This is a genomic window from Deinococcus sp. (assembly GCF_018260555.1).
Classification (GTDB): domain Bacteria; phylum Deinococcota; class Deinococci; order Deinococcales; family Deinococcaceae; genus Deinococcus.
The window spans coordinates 1-26,834 of sequence record NZ_JAGLBB010000047.1; the positions used below are offsets into that span (position 1 = coordinate 1).

The window sequence follows — 26,834 nt, forward strand, 5'->3', positions numbered from 1 at the left end:
CATTTGAAAGCAGCTTCTTAGCAATTTATAGGGCTGAATTCAGATTCTGAGCAATTTACCCTGCTGAGCAGTTACCGCTGCAGTTCTGAATCAATCCGAGCGGACGCGCGGAGGAAGGGCAGACGCCCCTTCGCGGTATGGAGCCGCAGGCGGCGCTTTCCCGACTGTGGTGGAATGGAGCGCTGTCCGTCTGAGAGCGTCACTCTGGAGAACTGCTCTAAGCTGACCGGCATGAGTTCTGCCGAGTCCACCCCCGAGAGTGCCCTGCAACTCAGTTTGCAGCGGATGGCTGCGCCCGACGCTGCGTTGATTCGCGGCATGCTGAACCGCCGCACCACCAACGGCCCGTTTCGCCCGGACCCGGTCAGCCGCGAGCACCAGCATGTGCTGATGCGCGCCGCGCAGGCCGCGCCCAGCCACTTCAACTCTCAGCCGTGGCGGTTCGTGCTGATCGAGAACCCGCAGACCATCGCCCGCATCGCGCAGATCAGCGGAGAGAGCATGACGGAACTGATCGAGGCCGGGGTGTTCTTCGAACGTTACCGCCGGTACTTCCGGTTCAGCGAGACCGAGATGAACGAGCGGCGCGACGGCATTCACATCGATCACCTACCTGGCCCGCTGCGGCCCTTCACGCGCCAGATTTTCAGTGACGCGGGCCTGAAACTCATGCGGCAACTCGGCGTGCCGAAAAAACTCGGTGAGGACAACCGCCGCCTGGTGGCCGGCAGCCCGCTTCTACTGGCCGCACTGCTGGACAAAGAGGAGTACCGCCCCGGTGAACTCAGTGGCTTTTACAGCGTCTTTGGACTGGGCGCCGCCGTCGAGAACATCTGGAACGCCGTGGGCGCACTCGGCATGGGCATTCAGTTTGTCAGTACGCCCATGGAGATTCTCCGGCAATGGCAGGCGATTGAGGAGCTGCTGCGCGTACCGCCGCACCTGGAACTGATGGCCGTGTACCGCCTGGGGTACCTGCCGCCCGGTGAAGAGCGGCCCAGCATCGACTGGAGCAGCCGCCACCGCAAGCGCCTGTCGCAGTACGTGTCCCGCGACACCTGCGACGTGCCCGAGGCCGACAGCGCCGGGCAGGACCCGGCAGGAGCGACCACCCCCTAACGCCCCTTCACGTTCCCTTATCGCAACTGCCACACGGCGGGCGGGTACGCGGCGCAGAATGCCTCCCTGGAGGGCATCACCATGACTGAACCCACACCCAACGCCGCGCAGAGCGGCCCCTTCAGGATCGGCGGGGACCTGAGCGTCAACCGCCTGGGCTTCGGCGCCATGCGCGTCACGGGCGACGGCATCTGGGGCGACCCGACCGACCGCGAGGGCGCGCTGGCCACCCTGCGCCGCCTGCCGGAACTCGGCGTGAACCTTATCGACACCGCCGACAGTTACGGCCCGGCCGTCAGTGAGGAACTGATCCGCGAGGCCCTGCACCCCTACGACCGCGTGATCGTCGCCACGAAGGGTGGCCTGACCCGTACCGGCCCGAATGTCTGGCTGCCCGTGGGCCGTCCCGAGTACCTCAAGCAGCAGGCGCATCTGTCCCGACGCCGCCTGGGCGTGGATGTCATTGATCTGTGGCAACTGCACCGCATCGACCCGAAAGTTCCCCGCGACGAGCAGTTCGGCGCGATCAGGGAACTGATGGACGAGGGCGTCATCCGGCACGCCGGGCTGTCCGAGGTGAGTGTCGAGGAGATCGAGGCGGCCCGCCGCGTATTCCCCGTGGCTACCGTGCAGAACCTGTACAACCTCGTGAACCGCAAGAGCGAGGACGTACTGGACTACTGTGAGCGCGAGTACATCGGGTTCATGCCGTGGTTCCCGCTGGCCGCCGGGAATCTCGCCCGAAGCGGCAGCGTACTGGCCGATGTGGCCGCGCGCCTGAACGCCAGCCCCTCGCAGGTGGCCCTGGCCTGGGTGCTGCGCCGCAGCCCCGTCATGCTGCCCATTCCTGGCACCGGCAAGGTCGCGCACCTCGAAGAAAACGTGGCGGCCGCCGCCCTGACCCTGACTGACGAGGACTTCCGTGCCCTCGACGAGGTCGGTCGGCAGGAATGGGCCAGTCAGACGAAGGCCGGTTGAACGGGCGAGACGAACTGTCTCACTGAGCACAGCGATCAGGAGATATTCCGACGGTCGAGGACGGAGTGGGTAATCCAGTGCTCTCGCGGATTGTCGCAGGCACACACGGCGGTCCCTAGAGGTCAGGGATATGCCAGATGGGTGGCCCGGCACGTTCACGAGGGCTTCCGGAAGGGCACAATGCCCACATGTCCGCTCCTGCCCTCCCGGCCCTCCGCTCCCTGGTGACCGGCACGCCACCCCACCTCACCCCGCAGTCGGCGGTGCAGGCGGCGGCCCACACGTTGTTTCCGCGTATGGCGGCCCGGCCCTCGCTGCTGGATGTGTTCGGAAACGCGCAGATTGAAACGCGGGCGCTGGCGCGGCCCCTGGAGTGGTACCTCAGCCCGCGTGGATTCGCGGAGAAGAACGCCGTGTTCATCGAGGAAGCCCGGACCCTGACCCGCCGCCTGGCCGCGCAGGCACTCGCCGAGGCGCACGTGGACCCGCAGGACGTGGACGCCGTGATCGTCGTGAACACCAGTGGCCTGAGCACCCCCAGCCTGGACGCCGACCTGATCGGCGCACTCGGCCTGAACCGCCACGCCGCCCGGGTGCCCGTCTGGGGCCTGGGTTGCGCGGGCGGCGCCGCCGGACTGGCCCGCGCGGCCGACCTGATCCGCGCGGGCTTCCGGCGGGTGCTGTTCGTGGCGGTGGAACTGTGCAGCCTGACGCTGGTGCGCGGCGACGAGTCCAGCAGCAACTTCGTGGGCACTGCCCTGTTCGCCGATGGTGGCGCGGCCCTGGTGCTGACCGCGCCGGACGTGCCCGGCCCGCCCGCGCTGGCGCACCTGCACGGCGCGTACTCCACCCTGATCGAGGGAAGCGAGGACATCATGGGCTGGGACGTGGTAGACGACGGCCTGAAAGTCCGGTTCAGCCGTGACATTCCCGCCCTGGTGCGCGGCATGATGCGGGGCAACGTCAAAGAAGCCCTGGCCGCGCACGGCTGGCCGCGTGAGGATGTGGGAACGTTCGTGGTGCATCCGGGCGGCGTGAAAGTCCTGGCCGCGTACGAGGAAGCGCTCTCCCTGCCTGACGGGGCGCTCGACAGCAGCCGCCGCGTTCTGCGGCAGTACGGCAACATGAGCAGCGTCACCGTGCTGTTCGTGCTGGCCGAAGCCCTGCGCGCCGCACCACGGGGCCGCGCCCTGCTGAGTGCCATGGGCCCCGGCTTTAGCGCCGAACACGTCCTGCTGACCTTCCCCGGATAACGCACAGAGGCCCGAGCCACTCATACGGATTCCGATTGATTCGGCGCACTTCCGAATCAATCCGAGCGGATGCGAGTGGGAACAGCATACGCCCCTGCGCGGTATGCAGCCGCAGGCGGCGCTTTTCCGACTGTGGTGGAATGGAGCGGAAACCGTATCACACAGAAGGGAGGCCGGATCGTGTTGATCCGGCCCCCTGTGATACAGACTCCGATTGAAGGGGCTGCAAAGAGCGTTCAATCCGAGCGGCGCGAGTGAAACCCGTATGAGCGTTCGCTTCAGCTGCCCTCGTTGCCGTCCACAGTCTTATCGGGTTGCGTGGTGGCGCCGCTGGCGGGCAGGCCGTCCTTCATGCCGCCATAGGTGCTGGGGTTGGCATCCTGGCCGGTGTCAGCGGCGGTGCGCGGGTCAGTGGTGCTGCTCGTCTGCTGCGCGATAGACGCGTCCGCTCCGGCGTCCGCGTTGGCGTCGCTGACGCCTGTGTACTGACCCTCGGTGATGGCGTCACCGGGGTTCTTGGGGGTGCCGGTATTCCACTGCGACGCGTCATTGATGGTGTCCTGCGAGACGTTCGCGTGCGCCTGACCGTTCGGTTTGCCTTCTCCCATGGTGTGCCTCCTGCCCCGCCCGAGCGGAGCGACTGAACTGAAAGTGTTACCGCCCAGCCTAGGCCCCTTCGGGTCACTGCTGGGTAGACGCCGCGTTCACCTCTCCTTGTGACCGGCCCCTCAGCGTTGGGACGCGGGGGGCGCCCAACCGGTCAGAGGTTTGCACCTCCTGTGTCCTGGTCGCCCTCCTGCTGGTGGCCTTCCTATTCACGGCCGAAGGTGGCGTTCAGCCCGCTGGACAGTTGCTCGCGTTCCGTGTCCGTCAGGCGGGCGTTCGGGTGCAGGGGCATGTAGGTGGGTTCCGGCATGTTGCCCTCGCCGACCTCCTGCCCGGCGCGCCCGGCATCTTCACCGAAGCCCGGCACGTTGATGTCGAACCGGCTGCGGCCCTCGTCCACGTGCCGCTGCACCAGCCAGGACACCGGGGCCACGTGGCTGTACCAGGGCCACACAGTCGCGTGGCTGTGGCAGTCGGCGCAGGCGCGAGTGAACAGCGCCTCGGTCTGCGGGCTGTCCCAGTTGGGCGTGGCCTGCTCGGGCGGGTTGCTGTGCGCCCGGCCGTACGGGACCAGCTGAATCAGGACGAACAGGGCCAGCAGGCCCAGGAGCAAGCGGGGCAGCAGGGAGCGGCGGGCGGGGTTGAGTCTCATGGCATCCTCCGGTAAATGTGCCCCAGCCTGCGCGTTGCGGGGCGGGTGCGGGCGCTAAGGGTCTGTGAGGTGCGCCCCGGCCTCGGGTTCATAGGGAGTGACCCATCACGCCCTGCCTCCTGCTGCTCCGCTTACAGCCGGTGGCTCAGCAGGCGCAGGCCCATGAACACCACGAACACCGTGCCGCCCTCGTGGGCGATGACGCCCAGTGGCAGCGGCACCTTGCCCGCCACGGCCAGCGGCGCGACGATCAGGATCACGCTGAACGCGAACACCAGATTGGAGATCACGGTGCGCCGTGCGTCCCGGGCCAGCCTTACGGCCCCGGCGAGTCGGCCCAGGTCGCTGCGCATCAGGACCATGTCGGCGCTCTCGATGGCGACATCGGTGCCCGACGCGACCGCGATGCCCAAGTCCGCTCGGGCCAGGGCGGGCGCGTCGTTTACGCCGTCCCCGACCATGGCGACGCGGCCCGCGCCCGGCTGCGCGCCCAGTTCCCCGATGATGCGCAGTTTGTCCTCGGGTAGCAGTTCGGCGCGGTACTCGTTCAGGCCCAGTTCGGCGGCCACGGTCTGCGCGACCTCCTGGCGGTCTCCGGTCAGCATGACGGGGTGCGTGATGCCGCTGGCACGCAGCTCCGTCAGGGCCTGCGCAATGCCGGGTCGCAGGGCGTCGGCCACGCCCATCACGCCCAGTACCTGCGGGCCGCGCCCGACGATCACGCTGCTGCTGCCCTGGTTGCCCAGTTGCGTGAGCGCGGCGTGCTGCGCGGCGTTCAGGGCCGCGCCGTTGCGCCCCGCGAGTCGGGTATTTCCGGCCCACACGACCGCGCCGTCCGCGCCGCGCGCCTCTATGCCGTGACCTGGAATGGCCTGCGCGTTCTGCACGTCTTCGGGGGTCACGCCGCGCTCTCGGGCGGCCGTCACGACGGCCTGCGCGATGGGGTGCTCGCTGTGCGCTTCCAGTCCGGCAGCCAGGGCCAGCGCGGCCCCCTGGTCGTCGGCCAGAAGGTGCGTGAGGGTCATTTTCGCCTGGGTGAGCGTGCCGGTCTTGTCGAAGGCGACGGTGCGCACGTCGGCCAGGGCGTCCAGAGCGGCGCTGCTCTTGAACAGCACGCCCGCACGCGCGGCGGCGGCCATGGCCGAGAGCATCACGGCCGGGGTGCTGATCACGACCGCGCAGGGCGACGCGACCACCATGAAGGTCATGGCGCGGTACCACGCGGTGTCCAGGCTCAGGCCGAAGCCGTAGCGCAGCAGGGCGTACACGGCCGGGACGGCCAGCAGGACCGTCAGGGCGTAGGGGCTCTCCCAGCGCTCGGTAAGGCTCTCGGTGCGGCTCTTCTGCGTCTGCGCCTGTTCCATCAGGCCCACCAGACGCGCCAGGGTGCTCTCGCCAGCCGGGCGCAGAACCTCGGCCTGCACGCTGCCGTTCAGGTTCACGGTGCCCGAGGCGAGTTGCGCGCCCGGCGCCTTGTCCACGGGGACGCTCTCGCCCGTGATGGGGCTTTCGTCCACGCTGGTCTGGCCCTGCACGACCCTGGCGTCGGCGGCGACGCGCTCGCCGGGCCGCACGACCAGAATGTCCCCGATGCGGATGTCGCCCAGTTCGCACCATTTCTCCTGCCCGCCGCGCAGCACGGTCGCGCCCTCGGGATTCAGGTTCATGAGGGCCTGAATGGCGCTGGACGTGCGGCCCATCGCCCAGTCCTGCAAGGTGTTACTCAGCGAGAACAAAAAGAGGAGGATCGCGCCGTCCGCGGCCTGCCCGATGCTGGCCGCGCCCAGGGCGGCGAGGACCATCAGCAGGTCCACGTCCAGTTTGCGTTCCACAAACAGGCTGTGCAGGGCCTCACGGCCGGCGGGAATACCGCCTGCCAGGAACGCCAGAACGTACCCGGCCCACATGATGGCCGGGACGTGCAGCAGGAATTCCCCGGCCGCGCCGGTCAACAGGCCGACCAGCGTCAGGGCGGTCAGGGTCACGGCGAGGCGCAGTTCAGGTGCCAGGGTAAAGCGCGGTGCGGGGCGCTGGGGGGCGGTGTTCAGGGTCTGGGTGGTCACGGCGGGGCCTCCGGGGAATAGGGGAGAGAATGGCAACACGAGAATCTTAACAGGAATGATTCTCAATAAGCGATATTCTATCCCGCCGCCGCCCACAACTCAACGCAGAACACCGACCGGAATGCTCGGGTATCCGACGGGTTTCGCGGTATGGAGCCGCAGGCGGTGTCCTCCCGACTGTGGTGGAATGGAGCGGAATCCGTATCCTGTTCCTACTCGCGTCCGCTCGGACTGATTCAGAACTGCACTGAATCAATCGGAATCCGTATCGCCCCCACGCGCCCGCTCTCTCCACGCCCGCCCCCCGCGTACCCACCACAGCCGCCCGCCATGTTCCGTTCCGGCCAGCCCGGCCCGCACGCCCGCCCGCACAACAGAACAGCGGCTGAACCCGCCCACCCATGCGGCGCGCGGCGCAGGGACCAAGCGATTACCGGATTTCGGCGGCCAGGTTCAGCGCGGCCTTCTTCAGGGTGACGGCCCCGGCCCCGACGGCCAGAACTTCCCCCGTGTGGCCGTCGACCACTCGCGCAACGGCGCGTACGGCCCCGCCGCCGTCGGGTTCCACGACCAGTTCCAGCCGCTGGCCGGGTCCCAGGTTCTGCGCGGCGTGGTTCAGGACCCAGTCGGCCCAGTTGATCTTCTCGGGTTGCGGGGCGTTGGCCCTGGCTTCCTGCTTCTCGCGGTACGCCTGGGTTTTCTGGTCCACGTGCGTGCGGATCACCTCGAAGCGTTCCGGGGTGCTCAGGGACGCCATGGAGACCTCGTCGCCGCTGTCCGGGTGGTGCACGGTGGCGTCCTCGTTCAGTTTCTTCACGACGCTGGCCATGATGCGGACCTCGGCGGCGTCCGGCACTTCCCACGGCAGGTCACTGTCTGCCCCTTCCGCCTGTGCCGCGGCGGGCGCGGCCTGCTCGACCAGCCGGGCGACCACGCGCTGCTGCTCGGGTTCGAGGTCCGTGACGATCTTCGCGGCGGCCCGGAAGGCGCGGGCCTGCGCCTCGTTCTTCGGCTGGATGCCCAGCGGTTCCAGAACCCTGGCCACGTCCGCCGCGTCGATCAGGCGGCCGGCCTGCGGGGCCGTGAATCCCCAGCGGTCTTGCAGGTACGCCTCGAAGGACTCGTGCGTGGCGAGGAAAAACTCGTTGTCGCGGATTTCGGCCAGGGCCTGCCCGGTGCGGCGGAAATCACGCAGGCCGTCGCGGACGGTCTGTTCCAGCGAGCTCAGGCGGGCGCGCTGGTGCGGCTGGAGTTGGGTGGTCGGTCGGGTGTCGCTCATGCAGGGGAACCTCGCTGGGGGGAGAATGCCCGTGAACGATACCAGAGCCGTCTGCTCGGCAGGCGACGCCCCGAACAAGCTGTTGTCCCCATGGGGGTAACGGATGCGGGGCGGCGCGTGCCTGCCCCGGTAACGACCACTCAGACACCCTTCCCGTATGATGAAAGCACCGCCCGGAAACGGGCAAGGAGGAACTCACATGGCGATGAACCTGTTCGGCGCGCGCGATACGCTCACCACACAAAGCGGCCAGAAGCTCTACTACTACAACCTCAACAAACTCCAGGAACAGGGCTTTGATATCAGCAAACTCCCGGTCAGCATCAAGGTGCTGCTCGAAAGCGTGCTGCGCGAAGCCAACGACTACGACGTTCGCCGTGAAGATGTCGCGACCGTCGCCGGGTGGAAACCCGTCAACGAGGAAGTCGAGATTCCCTTCAAGCCCGCCCGCGTGATCCTCCAGGACTTCACGGGCGTTCCCGCCGTCGTCGACCTGGCTGCCATGCGCAGCGCCATGGTTGCCCTGGGCGGCGACCCCAGCAAGATCAACCCCCTGATCCCCGTGGACCTCGTCATTGACCACAGCGTGCAGGTGGACGAGTTCGGCACCGACTTCGCGCTTGCGAACAACATGGCCCTCGAATTCGAACGCAACCGCGAACGCTACGAGTTCCTGCGCTGGGGCCAGCAGGCCTTCGACAACTTCGGCGTCGTGCCTCCCGCCTCGGGGATCGTGCACCAGGTCAACCTGGAGTACCTCGCCAAGGGCGTTCAGAGCCGCCCCGAGGATGATGGCGTCGTCGTGTACCCCGACAGCCTCGTCGGCACCGACAGCCACACGACCATGATCAACGGCCTGGGCATCGTCGGCTGGGGCGTCGGCGGCATCGAGGCCGAAGCGGTCATGCTCGGCCAGCCCATCTACATGCTGATGCCCGAAGTGATCGGCTTCAAGATCACGGGCGCCATGCCCGAAGGTGCGACCGCCACCGACCTTGCGCTGCGCGTCACCGAGATGCTGCGTGCCAAAGGCGTGGTCGGGAAGTTCGTCGAGTTCTACGGCGCGGGCCTCAGCAACATGACCCTGCCCGACCGCGCCACCATCGCCAACATGGCCCCCGAGTACGGCGCCACCATGGGCTTTTTCCCCGTGGATGACGAAGCCCTGCGCTACCTGCGCCGCACCGGCCGCCTGGACACCGAGATCGAACTCGTCGAGGCGTACTACAAGGCCCAGGGCATGTACCGCACCGACGCAACGCCCGACCCGGTCTTCACCGACACCATCGAACTCGACCTGGGCACCATCGTCCCCAGCCTCGCCGGGCCCAAACGCCCCCAGGACCGCGTAAACCTGACCGACATGCACAGCGTGTTCAGCGAGGCCCTCACCGCGCCCGTCAAGGCGCGCGGCTTTGAACTGCCCGGAACCAAGCTGGATGCCCAGGGCACCATCACCGGCACCGACCTCAAGATCGGGCACGGCGCCGTGACGCTCGCCAGCATCACCAGCTGCACCAACACCAGCAACCCCAGCGTCCTGATCGCCGCCGGACTGGTCGCCAAGAAAGCCGTCGAACTGGGCCTGGACAGCAAACCCTGGGTCAAGACCAGTCTCGCCCCCGGCTCCAGGGTCGTGACCGAGTACCTCGAAGCCGCCGGACTCCAGACGTACCTCGACCAGATCGGCTTTAACACCGTCGGGTACGGCTGCATGACCTGCATCGGCAACAGCGGCCCGCTGCCGGAACCCACCGTGGACGCCATCAACGAAGCCGACCTCGTGGTCGCCAGCGTCCTGAGCGGCAACCGCAACTTCGAGGGCCGCGTCAACCCGCACATCAAGGCCAACTACCTTGCCAGCCCGCCCCTGGTCGTCGCGTACGCCCTGGCCGGCACGGTCGTCAACGACATCGTCAACGACCCCATCGGGACCGGCAAGGACGGCCAGAGCGTCTACCTGCGCGACATCTGGCCCACCGCCGCTGAGATCCAGACCGTCATGGACAGCGCCATCAACGCCGACATGTTCCGCAAGGTCTACGACGGCATCGAGAAGAGCAACCAGGACTGGAACGCCATCCCCGTCGCCGAAGGCGCGCTGTACGACTGGAAGGAAGACAGCACCTACATCCAGAACCCCCCCTTCTTCGACAACCTCGCCGGTGGCCCCAGCGACATCGTCAGCATCGAAGGCGCCCGCGCGCTCGTGAAAGTCGGCGACTCCGTCACCACCGACCACATCAGCCCCGCCGGGAGCTTCAAGAGCGACACGCCCGCCGGGAAGTTCCTCACCGAACGCGGCATCCTCCCTAAAGACTTCAACTCCTACGGCAGCCGCCGCGGTAACGACCGCATCATGACGCGCGGCACGTTCGCCAACATCCGCCTCAAGAACCAGCTCGCCCCCGGCACCGAAGGCGGCTTCACCACCGACTACACCACCGGACAGGTCAGCTCCATCTACGACGCTTCCCAGAACTACAAGGCCAGCAACATCCCCCTCGTCATCTTCGCCGGCAAAGACTACGGCATGGGCAGCAGCCGCGACTGGGCCGCCAAAGGCACCTTCTTGCTCGGCGTGAAAGCCGTCATCGCCGAAAGCTTCGAGCGCATTCACCGCTCCAACCTCGTCGGCATGGGCGTCCTGCCCCTCCAGTACAAGAACGGCGACACCGCCGACAGTCTTGGCATCACCGGTGAAGAAACCTTCGACGTGATCCTCCCCAGCGACCTCAAACCCCGCCAGGACGTCAACATGAAGATCACCGCCAAGGACGGCAGCAGCCGCACCATCACCCTCCAGTGCCGCATCGACACCCCCGTCGAAATCGACTACTACAAGAACGGCGGCATCCTCCAGACCGTGCTGCGCGGCATTCTCGCCAAGGACAACGAAGTCAGAGCCTAAGCCTGACCTTCTGACGTGAACGAGCCCCGCCCGGGAAACTGGGCGGGGCTCGTTCAGTGCTGTGATCTGGAAGAACAATCAGTGCCCCCCGAACAAGGCGCACCGCTCCAGGACGTAAGGGATTCGAACCCTTGAGCCCTTGACGGACTGGATGTCCTCCACCACTGACCCTGTGTTCGCGCCGCCAGTGGGTTCACAGGGACATCCACCTTCAACCGCTCAGTCAACGCCCATCACCATCATGCCAGACGAGGACGACCACCGTTTCCAAACCTGCGGCTGTGTGGGGCTCGGGGGGTGGGTTGGGCCGCGACGCTGCGTACACCCCTCCGCCCCTTCGGGGCACCTCGGCTCTGCGAGTCCCATTAAGTACACTGCGTTTATCTTGTCGATAAACCGCGCGGAGCGCGGAGCAGAAGAACGTACGTTGGAGCGGGAATGGAGAGGTTCCGGCGCTTTTCCGGCAGGGCGCCATGTGAGCTTCAACGTACTTAAAAGGGAGGCAGGAAGGATCAGGCTTCGGTCGGCCGCGCTATGGTGTGTGGATATGGGTCGTAAGGATCGGGAGCAGGCGAGCTGGGTTGAAGACACGCGCACGGAACCGCTGGACGTGTGCGTGCTGTGCCGGCGTGAGGGGGACATGACGGATCATCACCTGGTGCCCAAGTCGCAGGGGCGGCGCCAGGGCGTGAAACTGGGGGAGATTCCCACCGTGAAGATGTGTGCCGCCTGCCAGGGCTTCCTGAGTAAGACGTTCAGTAACGCGCAGCTCGCGAACGAGTTGAACACCGTGGAGGCGATTCTGGCGCGGGACGAGGTGCAGAAGTTCGTGAAGTGGGTGCAGAAGCAACCGCTGACGAAGGGCGTGCGCGTTCATTGACCGGTGGCCGTTCAGGTTCACGTCGGCGCGGGGGTTGATACGGTGGGGTCTGCCTGTGTGCCTTGCTGGGTGGTGTGAGTGCCTCGCTGCTGCTGTCGGCGTGCGGCAGTGGATGCGGCGGAACAATCACATACACCGCATACGGACTCCGATTGAATGGGCGGCAAAGACCGTTCAATCCGAGCGGAGCGAGTAGGAGTCGAAGCGGGTTCCGGACGTGGAGTTAAGTACACTGCGTTTATCTTGTAGATAAACCGCGCGGAGCGCGGAGCAGAAGAAAGTACGTTGGAGCGGGAATGGAGAGGTTCCGGTGCTTTCCCGGCAGGGCGCAATGTGAGCTTCAAGGTACTTAACAGATCGGTGGTGTTCCGATATGTTAACGAAATAAACGGAATCCGTCTCATACGGACTGCGGTTGATTCGGTTCCGATGGAGTTCGAGCGGTTGCGAGGAGGAACAGCAGACGGGTTTCGCGGAATGGAGCGGCAGTCCGTATGATCCTTGCTCCTGGGTGCAGGTACACCCTGCGCGCAGCAACGAGTTGAACCCTCAACGGCGCCGCCGGGCAACCCCTGCTGGACGCAAATGCTGCCGTCCGCGCCGCCAACCGCTGACAGCAGAAAGGGACGCGCTGCGAACAGTGCAGCGTGCCCCTCGAAGCATCAGCTGAATTTACTGACTGAGCTGGCCGATGATGGCGAACATTGGCAGGAACATCCCGGCCACGATGGTGCCCACGATGCCGCCCAGGAACACGATCATGAGCGGCTCGATGGCGGCCGTCATGCTGTCTACCGCTTCATCGACCTCGCGGTCGTAGAAGTCCCCGACCTTGCCGAGCATGTTGTCCAGCGATCCGGTTTCCTCACCGATAGAGATCATGCTGACCACCATGGGCGGGAAGACCTTGCTGGTCGCGAGGCTGGAACTCATCTGCTCACCGACCATCACGACGTTCTTGGCGTTCTCGATGCTCTCCTCGACGACGGCGTTGTTGGCGGTCCCCTTGGTGATTTCGAGGCTCTCGATGATGTTCACGCCGCTGCTGATCAGCAACCCGAACGTACGGGCGAACGAGGCGATAGCGCTTTTCTGCACCAGGTTGCCGAAGACGGGCATCTTGAGCTTGATGTCGTCGATGATCATTCTGCCCTTGGGCGTCCTGTAATAGGCTCGGTAAGCAAAGGTGACGATGGCGATGATCACGACCAGGAGCAGGATGGAATGCTGCAGGAAGTTGGAGACGGCCATCAGCATGAGCGTGATGAACGGGAGAGGCGCGTTCATCTGGGCCAGGATTCCAGCGAACTGCGGCACGATGGTCGTCAGCAGGAAGTAGGTGATCAGAAGAGCGAAGACGAGCACCACGACCGGGTAGGTCAGGGCGCTCCTGAGCTTGCCGCGCAGCGCGAGGTCTTTTTCCTGGAAGTCGGCGATGCGTTCCAGCACCGAGTCGAGCGTGCCGCTGGTCTCGCCGGCCCGGACGAGGTTCACGTACAGGCGGTTGAAGATCCTGGGGTACTTGACCAGGCTGTCACTCAGGGGCGTGCCGGATTCCACGTCGGTACGCATGCTCTTCACGACTTTCTGGAATCCCTTGTGCTCGATCTGTTTTTGCAGGATGGCCAGTGACTGCACCAGTGGCACACCGGCGTTGATCAGCGTGGCGAGCTGCTTGCTGAAAATCGCAACCTGCTTGAGGCTTGGTGGTCGGTTATCCAGTAACGGAATGCTGATGTCGGCGTTCATGCCCGTTTTGGGGGTCTTGATCTCGACGATCATCAGGTTCTTGGCGCGCAGGGCGTCCCGGACCTGGTTGGTCGTCTCGGCTTCCATCTGGGATTTCAGCACCTTTCCGGAGCGGTCACGTACTCGGTATTCGAAGACGGGCATATCTGATCAGTATAGTCTGGGGGTCTTTCGCTGACCTTACAGGTCCGGGGGTGTGCCGCGTTGCGCAGGCATTCCCGGTGGGGTCGGCGGCGCGGAGATCCGATCATGAATGAACAGCAGCAGAATGGTCCGGGGGGCAGGCCAGCGTGGTGGGCGGCGGTAGAGGCGGCGCACGTGCTGCGCGGCGGCGGTGTGGTCGCGTACCCCAGCGAGACCGTCTGGGGTCTGGCGGCTCATCCGGACCGGCCGGACGCTGTGCGGCGACTGTATGAGCTGAAGGGGCGAGCGGCAGATAAGCCCGTGCAGGTGTCGTGTGTGGACGTGACAGCCGCGCGCGCCCTGATCCGGCCCAGTGCGGCGTTCGAACGGCTGGCCCCGTTATGGCCGGGTCCGCTCACGCTGGTGACTCCGGCGTCGTCCGCGTGTCCGGCTGAACTGGCTCCCGGTGGACGGGTGGGGGTGCGCCTGCCGGATCATCCGGTGGCACGGTCGCTCCTGGGCCTGGTGGGAGGCACCCTGGCAACGACCAGTTGCAACCTGAGCGGGCAGGAGGCGGCCGTGACGCACGCGCAGGCGCTGGCGATGGGGCTTGGCGACCTGACCCTCCCGGACGGCGGGCAGGGCACCCTGGGCCTTCCGAGCACGGTCGTCCTGCTGCCCGAGGGCCGGATCCTGCGGGCCGGGGCCGTCAGCGAAGAGCAGATTGTGGGCCTGCTGCGCGGACCGGCGTGAGCGGCCCGGAGCGGCCACCACCCGGCGAGGGTCCAGGCGCCCTGATCGGCGCGGCCCTCATGGCGGCCGGGCGGCCCGTGCAGGTGCGGGAACTGGCGGGCGTGCTGGGCATCCCGGAGGACGCGGCGCTGCGGCAGGTGCAGGCGTTCGCGGAGCATCTGGACGCCGCGAACCTGGGATTCACCGTCGAGGCGGTCGCTGGCGGGTACCGGCTGGTCGTGCCGGCCACCCTGTCCAGTCAGCTGGCCCCGCTGCTGGCCCCGCCGCCCCTGCCGGCGCTGAGCAGCGCGGCGCTGGAGGTGCTGGCCGTCATCGCGTACCGCCAGCCCGTGACGCGCGCCGAGATCGAAGCCATGCGCGGCGGCAGCGCGGGAACGGTCGTCACGTTGCAGGAACGTGAACTGGTGAAGGTCGTGGGCCGCTCGGAAGCCGTCGGTGGGCCGCTGCTGTACGGCACCACGGAGCGGTTCCTGCTGGAATTCGGTCTGCGCAGCGTGGATGACCTGCCGCCGCTGGAAAACGCGAACTTCTCGCACCTGCTGCGCGGTTAAGCGCCGCACCTGATACGGACTTCGATTGAAAACTGGAACCTGTGTGGCGACTGAAACCCGTATGCCGACTGGAAGCGGGCCGGAGCAAATTGCGCTCCGGCCCACTCCCGGCGGCGCCTTTACCCGCCCAGGTAGGCGTGCAGCACGCGCTCGTCGTTGACGAGCTGGGCGCTGTCGCCCGTGAAGGTCATCTGCCCGGCTTCCAGGACGTACGTGCGGTGCGAGGCGTTCATGGCGAGCTTGGCGTTCTGCTCGACGAGCAGGATGGTGGTGCCGCGTGCGTTCAGGTCGCGGATGATGCCGAAGATCTCACGCACGATGATGGGGGCCAGGCCCAGCGACGGTTCGTCCAGCAGCAGCAGTTTCGGGCGGCTCATCAGGGCGCGGGCGATGGCCAGCATCTGCTGCTCGCCGCCGGACAGCGTGCCGGCCATCTGGTCCCTGCGTTCGCCCAGTCGCGGGAACCGTTCGTACATCTCTGACAGGTCGGCCTTCACGCTGGGGCCGCTGCGGGTGTACGCGCCGAGTTCCAGGTTGTCCTGAATGCTCTGCCGGGCCAGCACCTGCCTCCCCTCGGGGCTCTGCGCGATGCCGAGTTTCACGGCCTCGTCGGCGGGCAGGCGCGTGATGTCGCGCCCCCCGAAGCGGATGCTGCCCGACAGCGGCTTCATGAGCCGCGACACGGCGCGCAGCGTGGTGGTCTTGCCCGCGCCGTTCGCGCCGATCAGCGTGACGACCTCGCCCTCCTCGACGGTCAGCGACAGGTTCCGCACCGCCTGGATGGCGCCGTAGTTCACGCTCAGGTTCTCGATTTCAAGGAGTGCCATCTTACTCGCCTCCCAGGTACGCTTCGATGACTTTCGGGTCGCGCTGCACTTCGGCCGGGTTGCCCATGGCGATCAGCTGCCCGAAGTTCAGGACGGCCACCCGGTCGCACAGGTTCATGACCAGCGGCACGTGGTGTTCGATGACCAGCACGGTCAGGTTGAACTGGTCGCGCACCTGCCGGATGAAGCCGGTCAGTTGCCCCTTCTCGCTGGTGTTCATCCCGGCGGCAGGCTCATCGAGCAGCAGCACGCGCGGTTCGGTCGCCAGGGCGCGGGCGATCTCCAGTTTCCGCTGGTCGCCGTAGCTGAAGTTCGCGGCCAGCTCTCCGGCGCGGTCGGCCATGCCCACCAGGTCCAGCAGTTCCCACGCGCGGGCTTCCACGCGGGCCTCCTCGGCCTTCGCGGCGCCGAACACGCCGCGCCACAGTCCGGCCTCTGTGCGGACGTGCTGCGCGATCTTCACGTTTTCCAGCGCGTTCAGGCCCTTGAACAGGCGGATGTTCTGGAAGGTGCGGCTCAGGCCCAGCGCCGCCACGCGGTTGGGTTGCAGGCCGGTCACGGTAGTGCCGCGGTACGTCAGGGTGCCGCTGCTGGGTGGGGTCAGGCCGGTCATCAGGTTGAACAGCGTGGTCTTGCCCGCGCCGTTCGGGCCGATCAGACCGAAGATCTCGCCCTCGCGCACGTCGAAGGACACGTCGTTTACGGCGATCAGACCACCGAAACGGCGGGTCATGTTCCGGGCCTCAAGCACGACGCTCCCTGGAGAGGTGACGGCGCTCATGGCCTGACCTCGGCCGGCTTGACGGGTGTGGGACGCTGCGGCGGTCGGGGACGGCCCAGTTTCTCCAGTGCGCCCACGATGCCCTGCGGCAGGTACAGGCTCGCCACGACCAGCACCAGGCCGTTGATGACCAGCCGCCAGTCGGCGAGGAAGCGCAGCACTTCCGGCACGGCAGTCAGCAGCGCGCCGCCCACCACAGGCCCCCAGGTGTGGCGGCTCCCGCCGATCAGCACGAAGGCCAGGATGGCGATGCTGGCGTCGAAGGTGCCCTGCCGGGCGTTCCAGGAGCTGAGCAGCGGCGCGCTCATGGCGCCCACGATGCCCGCCAGGACCGCGCCGGTCACGAAGGCCAGCACCTTGTACCTCGTGGGCGGCACGCCCATGGCGTCAGCGGCCAGTTCGTCCTCGCGGATGGCGCGCAGGGCGCGGCCCACCCGGGAGCGTTCCATCTGCCGCGCGAACAGCAGGGTCAAGATCAGCAGCGGCCCGAAGATGAACACGTACTGCCAGCGGTCAACGATTCCGAACGGCTGCGGAATCCCGAACAGGCCGATGGCCCCGCCCGTAATGCTCAGGTTCAGGCTGATGACGCGCAGGACTTCCACGAACGCGATGGTCGCCAGCGCCAGATAGATCCCGCGCAGCCGCAGCGCCGGGACGCCCACCAGCAGGCCCAGCAGGCCCGCCAGGACGGCCGCGACCAGCCACGTCAGCGGGAACATGGCGTTCCCCAGCGTGTCGCGCAGGCCCGCGAAGGCCGGGTTGGTCAGCAGGATGGCAGCCACGTACCCGCCCAGCGAGTAGAACCCGGGACTGGCGAGGCTCAGTTGCCCCGCCTGCAACGGGAAGTACAGGCTCAGGCCCAGCAGGCCCGCCTGCAGCATGGTCACGATCAGGAACCCGTATGTCGAGAGGAAATCAGTCATGCTTACACCTTCTGGATGGCGCTGCGGCCCAGCAGCCCCTGGGGCCGCACGAGCAGGATGACGAACAGCAGCGCGAACGCCACGGCGTCCTTGTACGCCGAGTACTGGGAGGGCACGAAAGCCTCGGCCAGCCCAATCACCAGTCCGCCCAGCACCGCGCCGGGAATGCTGCCCAGGCCGCCCAGCACGATGACCGCCAGGCCCTTGAGACCGTACACCACCCCGAAGTACGGCCCGGCCACGCCGAAGGCCGTGCCGACCAGCGTGCCCGCCAGTCCGCCCAGGAAGCCGGACAGGAAGAACGTGATCAGGATGAAACGGTCCACGCTGATGCCCAGCAGGCTGGCGGTCGTGGGGCTTTCTGCCACGGCCCGCAGCGCCTTGCCGATCTTGGTGCGGCCGATCACGTAGCCCAGCACGGCCAGCATGACCAGACTGACTGCGAAGATGATGACCTGCACGGTGCGGATGATGACGATCTTGCCGCCCAGCGTGAACGACAGTGCGGGCGGCGTGTCCCCGTACGCGTTCGACGGGAAGTTATAGATTTCCGCGCCGACAAGCAGCTGGATCAGGTTCACGATGACCAGGGCCACGCCCAGCGAACTGACCAGCGCCAGCAGCGGATCGGCGCCGCGTGACCGCATGGGCCGGAACGCCAGCCGTTCGATCAGCACCGCGACCAGTCCCGCCAGGGTGGCGCCCAGCAACGTGGCCAGCGCGAAGGTCAGCGGCTGCCCCGAGAAGGGCGAACCGTCCGGGAACAGGTTCACGCCCTTGAGCAGCCCGTTGTTCTCGAACTGCCCGACGACCAGCGTGTACGTGAAGTACGCGCCGAGCGTGAAGACCGCCCCGTGCGCGAAGTTGATGATGCCCAGAATCGAGAAGACCAGCGTGTATCCCAGCGCGAAGATGGCGTACACGCTCCCGATGGCCAGGCCGTTCATGAGGTTCTGAATGAACTGACTCAGCTCCATGAAAGCTCCTTTCAGGAGAACGCCGTCAGCGTCCAGTGGCTGACGGCGGGGAGGGACGTGACCCGGGGGGAGGCCGGGCCTGCTACGGACTCATACGGATTCCGGTGGATTCGGTGCAGTTCCGAATCAGTCCGAGCCCGAATCAGTCCGAGCGGATGCGAGTGGGAACAAGAGGGATTGGGCGGAATGGAGCGCAGTCCGTATTACTTCAGGTACACGAACGAGCCGGTCTTGGCGTCCTTCATCTTGATCTGCGCGACGAAGAACTCCTTCTGGATGACCTCGCCTTCCTTATCAAAGGCGATGGGGCCCAGGGGCGTGCTGTACTTCCCGAGCAGGATCTGCTTGTTCAGTTCTACGCGCAGGTCGTCCAGTTCCCAGGTGTTGAGCTTCTTCTTGCGGTCGATGACTTTCAGGGCCTCGACCATGACCTGCACGCCCGCGTAGGCCTGCGCGGCGAACTGCGGCGGGGCCTTCTTGTACTGCGCGGTGTACTCCTTGACGAACACCTGGTTGGCGGCGCTGCCCTGCGCGGGGCTGTACGCCTGCGCGATGATCACACCGTCGCAGAGTTTCTGGCAGACGGGGAACATGTTGCTGGTGTTTAGGCCGTTTCCGCCGATGATCAGGCCCTTGTACCCCAGCTGCCTGAGCTGCTTGACGAGGTTTCCGCCGTCCGCCGCGAGACCGGAGATGATCACGAGGTCCACCTTGGCGTTCAGGACGGCCGTGACCTGCGTGGTGAAGTCCGTGTCGGTCGTCTGGAACTTCTGCACGGTGGCGACGGTCAGGCCCTGGTCCTTGGCAGTCTGCTGGAAGGTGCCGGTCTCGCTGGTCGAGAAGGCGTCGTTCTGCGCGTACAGCACGGCGACTTCCTTGATTTTGGGGTCGAGTTTCAGGGCCTGGCGCACGGCGTTTGGCGCGACGACGGCCACCGGCGCGGAGACGCGCGCGATGAAGTTCCCGATCTGCGGGATGCCCTTGGCGGTGTTGCTGGGCCCCATGACAGGCACCTTGGCGCGCTCGGCGATGGGGTCAGACGCGAAGGCCTGCTGCGACAGGGTCGGCCCGACGATGCCCAGCACGCGGTCCTTGGTGATCAGGTTCTGGAAGGCGTTGATGGCGCCGGCCTCGTCCCCGCCGGTGTCCTGGAAGACCAGCTTGAAGGGCGTGCCGTTGATGCCGCCCCGGCCGTTCAGGAATTTCTCGGCGAATTTCGCGCCGATCACCTGCTCCTGGCCCAGCAGGGCGGTGTTGCTGGTCTGCGCGACCGCCACGCCGATACTGATGGTCTCGACCTTCTGTGCCTGCGCGCCGAGGCTCAGGCTGAGGGCCAGCGTGGCGCTCAGGGCGGGAAGGGCGAACGACGGCGATTGGAAACGACGTTGAGCAGGGTAAGGCATGGTGACTCCTTGTGCAGGCGCGGCCATCCGGTGTCTCCGGGCCACTCTGAAATACGGTCCGTTGCGGGAGTGCGGCGTCGGTGCCGGGCGCAGCGGCCTCTCTATTGTGTGACCCGTGAAGTGTAGGCTGGCGTTCCCTTTCAAGTCAACAGTTCGAATGTTCAGATCAATGGACCCGTTTCATTCCTGATGCGGACTGCGCTTCACTTCGCCAGCGTCGGGAACGCCGCCTGCGGCTGCATACCGCAGGCCTCTGCTGCTGCTCGCGTAAGCTCAGACTTCACCGGCACTTTTCCGAATCAACCGCAGTCCGTATCACGGGTCCGCACGCACCTGCCCCCAACCCGCCGCCGCTCTGCCTGACTCACCGCTCTGCCCGACTCACCGTTCTGGCAGACTGTGACCACCCAAGCCCGCCGCAGTTCACTCCCCACGTTCAGCCTCCCGGAGCGCGCATGACCGCCACCCACACTCCCGCCGCCCCCCGTCGGCCCGGCCTGCGCACCAAGGCCCTGCTGGTCACGGTTCTGCCCGTCCTGACCCTGGGCCTGCTCACCGCGCTGATCCTGACCCTGCAACGCCGCGCGGAACTGGGCATCATCTCCCACGCTGTCAGCCACACCGCCGCGAGCCTGCTCGCCTCCACCCTGGACGTGCAGGACCTGAACCTGGTCGACACGCAACTGCGCGCCGCCGTCTCCGCGCCTGACGTGGCCTTCGTGGACGTACAGCCCGCCGGGAATACGCCCCGGTTCTTCACCAGCGACACCCCCGACACCGACTGGCACCTGCGCGCCCAGCTCGACACCCACGAGCGCGCCCACCCCGGCCGGACCCACCTGACCCTCCCCGACACCCGCGCCGACGCCTACCAGAGCGCCCTGGACGCCCTGCAACCCGGCGCGCCCCCCAGCGTCCGCGACCACCTGCAAGCCCGCCTGAGCGCCCTACAGGCCGCCGCTGCGCCCCCCACCACCTACGAACTGACCACCCTGGACGTGTACGAAACGCCGTTCGGCGCCCGTGCCCTGCGCCTGCCCGGCGAGCCCGCCCCCCCCGGCCAGCTGCTGTTCCGCCTGGGCATCGGTGTCACGCTGAACGACATGAACCTCGCGCTGCAACGGCAACTGCGCCTCGTGCTGCTCGCCTGCGCCGCCACCGCCATGATCGCCGCGTTCGCCGCGTGGCGCGCCGTGCGCCGCCCCCTGCGCGTCATTCTGGCCATCACGGACGCCGCGCAGCACGCCAGCCTCGGGCACCTGGGCGATCCCATCACCGTCACCCCCGGCGGCCGCCCCGACGAACTCACGGACCTGATCACCGCCATTGAACGCCTGCGCGTCAGCCTGGACCTGGCCCTGACCCGCCTGCGCCCCGGAAACCGCCCATGAGCGGCCCGGCCCCCACCTTCACCGCCGACACCCTCGAAAAACGCTCCCTGGGCGAACACATCGCCGCGCACCTGCAAGAACTCCTGCTCGACGGCCGCCTGAAACCCGGCGACACCCTCCCCAGCCAGCGGGAACTCGCGCAGCAGTACGGCACCAGCGTCGCCGCTGTGCGCGAAGCGGTGTCCATCCTCTCTGCCAGCGGCGTCCTCGACGCCCGCCCGGGGCGGGGCACCGTCATCCTGCCCGTCACGCAGCAGGCCCCCAGCATCAACCTGTGGCTGGGCGCCGTGCACGACGAGACCGAAGCGCACGCCTTCCTGGACACCCGGCAGGCGCTGGAACACTACACGATTGCCCGCGCCGCCCGGCACGCCACGCCCCGGCAGCATGCCGACCTGCTCGCGCACCTGCACCGCATGCGCGACGCGCAGGGCGAACCCGAGGCGTTCATCCAGGCGGACCTGGCCCTACACATGGCCATCGCCCAGGCCGCCGGGAACCCGGTCGTGCTGCGCCTTCTGCGCGCCATTCACATGCCCCTGGCGAACCTGATGCGCGCCATCAGCACCGACCTGATGCTCGCCGGCCGCTTTCCCGCCCTGTACACCATGCACGAACAGATCATCGACGGCGTCATCCGCCGCGACGCCCACGCCGCCACGCAGGCCTTCGACCAGATGCTCGACCAGACCACCGAAGGCGGCACCCTGGAACGCGCCCTCGGCCACCCGGAACGGCCCGACCCGCCCCTCGGGGCCCCCTTCCTGGAAGACCTGCACTGGAACCTCACCCGCCTCATCGGCCCCATGGCCGACATCCTGATCCCCGAAGCCGCCAGCGAACTCGGCCTGGACCCCGACGCCCTGACCCGCACCCACCTGCCCCGCTACCTCGGCAACCTTGCGCGGCAACTCCCCGACGGCAAACAGGACGAATGGGCCGCCCTGAGCGGACTGCTGGAAAAGCGCTACGGGTGAGAGGGGTGATACAGACTGCGATTGATTCGGCGCAGTTCCGAATCAATCCGAGCGGACGCGAGTAGGGACAGCGGACACCCCTTCGCGGTATGGAGCCGCAGGCGGTGCTCTTCCGACTGTGGCGCAGTGGAGCGCAGTTCGTATCAGGGCTTCACCCGTTGCCCTCCCGCGCCGCCCGCTGCGCCTGCACGAATGCCAGGAACGCCTCGCGGTCCAGGGTGTTGATCACGTGCTGCGGGGTCAGCCCGGCCTTCCGGGCGACCATCACGCCGTAGTTCGCGTCTTTCAGGCCGCCGGGCACGTGGGCGTCGGTGTTGATGGCGAACTTCACGCGGTCGCGCCACGTCAGGGCGACCCGCCAGTCGAGGTCCAGGCGGTAGGCGTTCGCGTTGATCTCGACGACCGTGCCGCGCTCGGCGCAGGCGGCCATGACGGCGTCCAGGTCGAGGGCGTAGCCGGGGCGGCGCAGCAGCAGGCGGCCCGTGGGGTGCCCGAGGATGGTCACGAGGGGATGGCTGGCGGCGCGGACCAGGCGTTCGGTCTGCCGCTCGGCGCTCAGCGTGAACAGGCTGTGGACACTGGCGACCACGTAATCCAGCTGTGCCAGCACGTCGTCCGGGTAGTCCAGGGTGCCGTCGTCGAGGATGTCCACCTCGGCGCCCGCGACCAGGGGCACGCCCGCTGATTGCAACTCGCGGATTTCTTTCAGTTGCGCCTGGAGGCGGTCGGTGCTCAGGCCGTTCGCGTAGTGCGCGGCGCGCGAGTGATCCCCGGTGCCCAGGAAGCCGTGGCCCAGGCGCACGGTCTCGGCGGCCATGTCGGCAATGCTGGCCGCGCCGTCCGACCAGGTGGAGTGCGTGTGCAGCATACCGCGCAGGTCGCCCACCGTGATCAGTTCATCCGGGTGGGGGAGGGTCGCCCACACCCCGTCATGCTCGGGGTCGCGGTACTCGGCCGGGCGCAGGGGCAGCCCCAGGGCGCTCATGGCGTCCGCCTCGGTGGGCGTGTCCAGGACCGCGCCGCTGCGCTTCAGGCCCCGCCCGCTCAGGTCAAAGCCGCGCGCCCTGGCCTCCTCACGCAGGGACTCCCGGTACGCGGCGCTGCCGCCCATCATCAGGTCCAGCGCCCCCCGGACGCCCGGCGTGGGCGCGAACGCCACCTCGACCGGCACGCCGTCCACGCGCCCGGCGAACAGGGGTTTGTTCTCGACCGGTTCCAGGCCCTCGACCACCCCGGCCAGCCGCTCCTGCACCCCCTCGGGCGTGGCGGTCACGGTCACGCGCGCCACCCGCACCGTGTCCAGGCCCCGGCGCACGTCCCCCGACACCTGCGGCTCCAGGCCGTCCAGCACCCGGCACAGACCCTCCGCGACCTCCAGCGCCGTACTCAGGTGCTGGCGCTCCTGCGCGCCCAGCGCGAACTCCACCGCCTCCAGAAACGACGCCGCACTCTTCGCCCCGAAGCCCTTCAGGGACGCCACGCGCCCATCCCGGCACGCCTCGCGCAGCCCCTCCAGCGAATCGATGCCCGCATCCCACAACGCCCGGATCTTCTTCGGCCCCAGCCCCCGCACCCGGAACAGACTCAGCACGCCCGCCGGAATCAGACTCGCGGCGTCCTCCAGCGGGCCGAACACCCCCGTCCGCACGTACTCCAGCAGGTCCGCCGCAATCGCCTTCCCGACCTTCGGGATGCCCGCGAACGCCCGCGCCGCGAGTGCGTCCACCTCATCCTGCACGCCCTCCAGGCTGCGCGCCGCACTCCGGAACGCCTGCGCCCGGAACCCGTCATCCCCCACCCCCAGCAGATCCAGCAGGTCCGCCGTGGTCTTCAGGGCGCCCACCAGGGACTTCTTCGTAACATCCATACCCCCAGGGTAAGGGGATTAAGGAAGGAGAGTGAGCGCGCGCGCGGCGCAACGTGGCGTGCTGCCTGTCCAGCCAGTTGATACGGTAACGGCATGCCCGCCAGCACGCCCAACGCCGAAACCGCCGTCCACACCTACTTCCATGAGGTACGGGCCGTGCAGGCCACCGGAGCGGGCGTCGCGGAAACCAGCTACTACCCGGCCCTGTTCAGCCTGCTGGGCAGCGTCGGAGCGGCGCTCAAACCCCGCGTGCACGCCGTGAACCACCTGAGCAACCTGGGCGCCGGAATCCCCGACGGCGGGTTCTTCGATGCAGGGCAGCTTCAGCGCGGGCAGGAACAGGACGTCCTGCGCGGCCAATTGCCCAGCCGGGGCGCCCTGGAAGTCAAATCACCCGCCGAGCAGGTCGCGGACATCGCCACCGGCCAGCAGGTTGCCCGGTACCTCGACCTGTACGGCCTGGTGCTCGTCACGAACCTGCGCGCCTTCGCGTTGTACACCCGCGACAACGGCCAGCCGAAACTGCTGGAACACCTGGAACTCGCCCCGAACGCCGCCACGTTCTGGACGCTGCTGCGCGACCCGGACGCCCAGGCGCAGCACGCCGCGCCCCTCGCGGAATTCCTGACCCGCGCCCTTCAGACCGGCGCGCCCCTGCGCACCCCCGAGAGCGTCGCGTGGTTCCTCGCCAGTTACGCCCGCGAAGCCAAACACCGCCTGAGCCACACGCCCCTGCACGCCATCGCCCCACTGAAAAACGCACTCAGCGAGGCACTTGACCTGAAATTCGAGGATGAACAGGGCGAACGCTTCTTCCGCTCCACCCTGATCCAGACCCTCTGGTACGGCCTGTTCAGCGCGTGGGTGCTGCACACCGCCCAGCAGCCCCAGCTGCCGTTCAACTGGCGAGCCGCCGCATGGGAACTGCACCTGCCCGTCATGCAACGCCTGTTCGGGGAACTCGCCAACCCCTCCGCGCAGCACAGCCTGAACCTCACCGACCTGCTCGACCGGACCGCCGCCACCCTGGCCCGCGTAGACGTGGACAGCTTCACGCAGAAATTCCAGGGCGACGCCGTGCAGTACTTCTACGAACCGTTCCTCGCCGCGTACGACCCGGAACTCCGCAAGCAGTTCGGCGTGTGGTACACCCCCACCGAAGTCGTGCAGTACATGGTCGAACGCGTGGACACCGCCCTGCGCGAGCAGCTGAACCTGCCCCTGGGTCTTGCCGACCCTAGCGTGTACGTCCTGGACCCCGCCACCGGCACCGGCAGTTACCTGACCGCTGCCCTGGACCGCATCTGGCGCACCCTGAAGGCCCAACCCGACTTCGATGACGCCGCCCTGGACGACCTGCGCGCCGCCGTCAAGGAACGCCTGATCGGCTTTGAGATCATGCCCGCCCCGTACGTCATCGCGCACCTGCGCCTCAGCCAGCAACTCGCCCGGTACGGCGTCACGTTGCGCCCCAGCGACCCCGCCCACCCCGCCAGGCCCGAACGCGCCGCCGTGTACCTCACCAACGCCCTGACCAACTGGCACACCACCCCCGCGCCCCTCCCCATGCCCGAACTCCAGGCGGAACAGGACGCCGCGCAGCACGTCAAGAAAAGCACCCCCATCCTGGTCATCCTGGGCAACCCCCCCTACAGCGCCTTCGCGGGCACCAGCCAGACCGAAGAAGGCGACCTGATCGCCCACTACAAGCGCGGCCTCGTGACCGAGTGGGGCATCCGCAAATTCAACCTGGACGACCTGTACGTCCGCTTCTACCGCATCGCGGAACGCAAGGTCGCGCAGGGCGGGCGCGGCATCGTGTCCTTCATCAGCCCCTCCTCGTACCTGAGCGACCCCAGTTTCGTGGTCATGCGCCGCGCCCTGCTGAACGAATTCAACCACCTGACCTTCGACAACCTGAACGGCGACAGCCGCGAAACCGGCAAACGCACCCCCGACGGCCAGCCCGACCCCAGCATCTTCAGCACCCCCAGCAACCGCGCCGGTATCCGCAGCGGCGCGGCCATCTCCCTGCTCGTGAAAACCGGACTGGACGGCGAACCCACCGTGCAGTACCGCGAATTCTGGGGCGCAGGCAAAGGCACCCAACTGCTGACCGCCCTGCAAGGCAGCGGCCCCACATACCAGACGGCCACGCCCACCCCCGCCAACCGCCACACCTTCCGCCCCGGAGACAGCAGCGCCGATTACCAGAGCTGGCCGAAAGTGGTGGAACTGGCTGAGGTTGCCCCTTTCAACGGCCCCATCGAACGACGCGGACTCGCGCTGATCGATATGGACGCCGAGACACTCACGCAGCGCGTCTCCAGCTACTTTGACGCGTCAGTCAGCAACGAGGTGGTCGAGGGGCTGCACCCCAAGCTGATGATGACGGGAAACCGAATCAATGGCGCTGATGCCCGGAGAAAGCTGCTGGCAGAACACACGTTCGATCCGGCCAACGTCGTCCGGTATCCGTTCAAGCCCTTTGACGTGCGGAACGCTTACCTTGCCAACATCCGGCCACTGTTCAGCGAACCCAGCCCGCAGCTTCTGGCTCAGCGCACTGGGAATGAATTTCTGATCACGCGTGATTCTGCCTCCAACGCGGACGAGGGGCGACCATTTTACTTTTCGACAGTTGTCGTGGATTACGACGCACTCGGAGGTCATGCGCGGCATTTCCCGGTCATGCTGGTCTCGGCTCCGTCCGCCTCCGATGGCCTGTTTGCCTCTTCTGAACCGACTCTCCGGGCGAACCTCTCGTC

At 67.2% G+C, this 26,834-nt stretch carries 21 protein-coding genes and 1 tRNA gene; 10 read left to right on the forward strand and 12 right to left on the reverse strand.

What is annotated here, in order from left to right; translation table 11 throughout:
• Positions 1-285: 285 nt before the first annotated feature.
• The 3 genes from QZ271_RS10025 (at position 286) to QZ271_RS10035 (ending at position 3,350) form a co-directional block, all read left to right on the forward strand.
• Positions 286-1,119: a nitroreductase family protein gene (locus QZ271_RS10025; protein ID WP_367114357.1), complete on the forward strand. Its 834-nt coding sequence runs from the start codon at positions 286-288 to the stop codon at positions 1,117-1,119.
• Positions 1,120-1,200: 81 nt separating this feature from the next.
• Positions 1,201-2,097 (forward strand): aldo/keto reductase, encoded by an 897-nt coding sequence (locus tag QZ271_RS10030; RefSeq protein ID WP_291431036.1) that lies wholly within the window; start codon positions 1,201-1,203, stop codon positions 2,095-2,097.
• Between the two features lie 188 nt (positions 2,098-2,285).
• Positions 2,286-3,350, forward strand: a complete 1,065-nt coding sequence (locus QZ271_RS10035) for a 3-oxoacyl-[acyl-carrier-protein] synthase III C-terminal domain-containing protein (protein WP_291431037.1) — start codon at positions 2,286-2,288, stop codon at positions 3,348-3,350.
• A gap of 278 nt (positions 3,351-3,628) precedes the next feature.
• Here the strand turns inward: QZ271_RS10035 and QZ271_RS10040 are convergent, their stop codons facing one another.
• From QZ271_RS10040 to QZ271_RS10055, 4 genes are all read right to left on the reverse strand, one after another.
• Complete coding sequence (locus QZ271_RS10040) at positions 3,629-3,958, reverse strand: hypothetical protein (protein ID WP_291431038.1); 330 nt, start codon at positions 3,956-3,958, stop codon at positions 3,629-3,631.
• Positions 3,959-4,161: 203 nt separating this feature from the next.
• Positions 4,162-4,608 (reverse strand): heme-binding domain-containing protein, encoded by a 447-nt coding sequence (locus QZ271_RS10045; protein ID WP_291431039.1) that lies wholly within the window; start codon positions 4,606-4,608, stop codon positions 4,162-4,164.
• Between the two features lie 131 nt (positions 4,609-4,739).
• Positions 4,740-6,671: a cation-translocating P-type ATPase gene (locus tag QZ271_RS10050; protein ID WP_291431041.1), complete on the reverse strand. Its 1,932-nt coding sequence runs from the start codon at positions 6,669-6,671 to the stop codon at positions 4,740-4,742.
• A gap of 430 nt (positions 6,672-7,101) precedes the next feature.
• Positions 7,102-7,950, reverse strand: coding sequence for a hypothetical protein (locus QZ271_RS10055; protein WP_291431042.1), 849 nt, complete (start codon positions 7,948-7,950; stop codon positions 7,102-7,104).
• A gap of 199 nt (positions 7,951-8,149) precedes the next feature.
• Here QZ271_RS10055 and acnA point away from each other — a divergent pair, with 199 nt between their 5' ends.
• Positions 8,150-10,861 carry an aconitate hydratase AcnA gene (gene acnA / locus QZ271_RS10060; RefSeq protein WP_291431044.1) on the forward strand — a complete coding sequence of 904 codons (2,712 nt, stop codon included), beginning with the start codon at positions 8,150-8,152 and terminating at the stop codon, positions 10,859-10,861.
• A gap of 108 nt (positions 10,862-10,969) precedes the next feature.
• Here acnA and QZ271_RS10065 read toward each other — a convergent pair.
• Positions 10,970-11,093 (reverse strand) — tRNA-OTHER (locus QZ271_RS10065).
• 408 nt (positions 11,094-11,501) lie between these two features.
• On the opposite strand from QZ271_RS10065, the gene QZ271_RS10070 reads away from it, so the two are divergent.
• Positions 11,502-11,741, forward strand: a complete 240-nt coding sequence (locus QZ271_RS10070; protein ID WP_291431046.1) for an HNH endonuclease — start codon at positions 11,502-11,504, stop codon at positions 11,739-11,741.
• 672 nt (positions 11,742-12,413) lie between these two features.
• Here QZ271_RS10070 and QZ271_RS10075 read toward each other — a convergent pair.
• Positions 12,414-13,634 (reverse strand): type II secretion system F family protein, encoded by a 1,221-nt coding sequence (locus QZ271_RS10075; RefSeq protein WP_291431048.1) that lies wholly within the window; start codon positions 13,632-13,634, stop codon positions 12,414-12,416.
• Between the two features lie 105 nt (positions 13,635-13,739).
• On the opposite strand from QZ271_RS10075, the gene QZ271_RS10080 reads away from it, so the two are divergent.
• Together QZ271_RS10080 and scpB are read left to right on the forward strand one after the other, a co-directional pair.
• On the forward strand, positions 13,740-14,366 hold the full coding sequence (locus tag QZ271_RS10080) for an L-threonylcarbamoyladenylate synthase (RefSeq protein ID WP_291431050.1): 627 nt from the start codon (positions 13,740-13,742) through the stop codon (positions 14,364-14,366).
• A complete protein-coding gene (gene scpB, locus QZ271_RS10085) occupies positions 14,363-14,917 on the forward strand; it encodes an SMC-Scp complex subunit ScpB (RefSeq protein WP_291431052.1) in 555 nt (184 codons plus the stop codon). The genes QZ271_RS10080 and scpB overlap by 4 nt, the downstream gene beginning before the upstream one ends.
• A 119-nt stretch (positions 14,918-15,036) precedes the next feature.
• On the opposite strand, the gene QZ271_RS10090 is transcribed toward scpB, so the two are convergent.
• From QZ271_RS10090 to QZ271_RS10110, 5 genes are all read right to left on the reverse strand, one after another.
• The gene (locus QZ271_RS10090; RefSeq protein WP_291431053.1) at positions 15,037-15,744 is read right to left on the reverse strand and encodes an ABC transporter ATP-binding protein; all 708 of its coding nucleotides are present in this window, start codon (positions 15,742-15,744) and stop codon (positions 15,037-15,039) included.
• 1 nt (position 15,745) lies between these two features.
• Positions 15,746-16,525 (reverse strand): ABC transporter ATP-binding protein, encoded by a 780-nt coding sequence (locus QZ271_RS10095; protein WP_291431055.1) that lies wholly within the window; start codon positions 16,523-16,525, stop codon positions 15,746-15,748.
• A complete protein-coding gene (locus QZ271_RS10100) occupies positions 16,522-17,451 on the reverse strand; it encodes a branched-chain amino acid ABC transporter permease (protein ID WP_291431057.1) in 930 nt (309 codons plus the stop codon). The genes QZ271_RS10095 and QZ271_RS10100 overlap by 4 nt, the downstream gene beginning before the upstream one ends.
• 2 nt (positions 17,452-17,453) lie before the next feature.
• Complete coding sequence (locus tag QZ271_RS10105) at positions 17,454-18,428, reverse strand: branched-chain amino acid ABC transporter permease (protein ID WP_291431059.1); 975 nt, start codon at positions 18,426-18,428, stop codon at positions 17,454-17,456.
• A 203-nt stretch (positions 18,429-18,631) separates the two neighbouring features.
• A complete protein-coding gene (locus QZ271_RS10110; RefSeq protein ID WP_291431061.1) occupies positions 18,632-19,831 on the reverse strand; it encodes an ABC transporter substrate-binding protein in 1,200 nt (399 codons plus the stop codon).
• A gap of 455 nt (positions 19,832-20,286) precedes the next feature.
• Between QZ271_RS10110 and QZ271_RS10115 the strand changes: the two genes are divergently transcribed.
• Together QZ271_RS10115 and QZ271_RS10120 are read left to right on the forward strand one after the other, a co-directional pair.
• The gene (locus QZ271_RS10115) at positions 20,287-21,222 is read left to right on the forward strand and encodes a hypothetical protein (protein WP_291431063.1); all 936 of its coding nucleotides are present in this window, start codon (positions 20,287-20,289) and stop codon (positions 21,220-21,222) included.
• A complete protein-coding gene (locus QZ271_RS10120; protein WP_291431064.1) occupies positions 21,219-22,199 on the forward strand; it encodes a FadR/GntR family transcriptional regulator in 981 nt (326 codons plus the stop codon). Before QZ271_RS10115 ends, QZ271_RS10120 begins: the two co-directional genes overlap by 4 nt.
• 151 nt (positions 22,200-22,350) lie before the next feature.
• On the opposite strand, the gene QZ271_RS10125 is transcribed toward QZ271_RS10120, so the two are convergent.
• Positions 22,351-24,066, reverse strand: coding sequence for a helix-hairpin-helix domain-containing protein (locus QZ271_RS10125; protein ID WP_291431066.1), 1,716 nt, complete (start codon positions 24,064-24,066; stop codon positions 22,351-22,353).
• A gap of 93 nt (positions 24,067-24,159) precedes the next feature.
• On the opposite strand from QZ271_RS10125, the gene QZ271_RS10130 reads away from it, so the two are divergent.
• A partial coding sequence (locus QZ271_RS10130; protein ID WP_291431068.1) for an N-6 DNA methylase occupies positions 24,160-26,834 on the forward strand: 2,675 nt, incomplete at its 3' end.

Coding starts and splice junctions, on each gene's coding strand:
- QZ271_RS10025 (WP_367114357.1), top strand. CDS start 286: ATGGCTGCGCCCGACGCTGCGTTGATTCGCGGCATGCTGAACCGCCGC.
- QZ271_RS10030 (WP_291431036.1), top strand. CDS start 1,201: ATGACTGAACCCACACCCAACGCCGCGCAGAGCGGCCCCTTCAGGATC.
- QZ271_RS10035 (WP_291431037.1), top strand. CDS start 2,286: ATGTCCGCTCCTGCCCTCCCGGCCCTCCGCTCCCTGGTGACCGGCACG.
- QZ271_RS10040 (WP_291431038.1), bottom strand. CDS start 3,958: ATGGGAGAAGGCAAACCGAACGGTCAGGCGCACGCGAACGTCTCGCAG.
- QZ271_RS10045 (WP_291431039.1), bottom strand. CDS start 4,608: ATGAGACTCAACCCCGCCCGCCGCTCCCTGCTGCCCCGCTTGCTCCTG.
- QZ271_RS10055 (WP_291431042.1), bottom strand. CDS start 7,950: ATGAGCGACACCCGACCGACCACCCAACTCCAGCCGCACCAGCGCGCC.
- acnA (WP_291431044.1), top strand. CDS start 8,150: ATGGCGATGAACCTGTTCGGCGCGCGCGATACGCTCACCACACAAAGC.
- QZ271_RS10070 (WP_291431046.1), top strand. CDS start 11,502: ATGACGGATCATCACCTGGTGCCCAAGTCGCAGGGGCGGCGCCAGGGC.
- QZ271_RS10075 (WP_291431048.1), bottom strand. CDS start 13,634: ATGCCCGTCTTCGAATACCGAGTACGTGACCGCTCCGGAAAGGTGCTG.
- QZ271_RS10080 (WP_291431050.1), top strand. CDS start 13,740: ATGAATGAACAGCAGCAGAATGGTCCGGGGGGCAGGCCAGCGTGGTGG.
- QZ271_RS10090 (WP_291431053.1), bottom strand. CDS start 15,744: ATGGCACTCCTTGAAATCGAGAACCTGAGCGTGAACTACGGCGCCATC.
- QZ271_RS10095 (WP_291431055.1), bottom strand. CDS start 16,525: ATGAGCGCCGTCACCTCTCCAGGGAGCGTCGTGCTTGAGGCCCGGAAC.
- QZ271_RS10100 (WP_291431057.1), bottom strand. CDS start 17,451: ATGACTGATTTCCTCTCGACATACGGGTTCCTGATCGTGACCATGCTG.
- QZ271_RS10105 (WP_291431059.1), bottom strand. CDS start 18,428: ATGGAGCTGAGTCAGTTCATTCAGAACCTCATGAACGGCCTGGCCATC.
- QZ271_RS10110 (WP_291431061.1), bottom strand. CDS start 19,831: ATGCCTTACCCTGCTCAACGTCGTTTCCAATCGCCGTCGTTCGCCCTT.
- QZ271_RS10115 (WP_291431063.1), top strand. CDS start 20,287: ATGACCGCCACCCACACTCCCGCCGCCCCCCGTCGGCCCGGCCTGCGC.
- QZ271_RS10120 (WP_291431064.1), top strand. CDS start 21,219: ATGAGCGGCCCGGCCCCCACCTTCACCGCCGACACCCTCGAAAAACGC.
- QZ271_RS10125 (WP_291431066.1), bottom strand. CDS start 24,066: ATGGATGTTACGAAGAAGTCCCTGGTGGGCGCCCTGAAGACCACGGCG.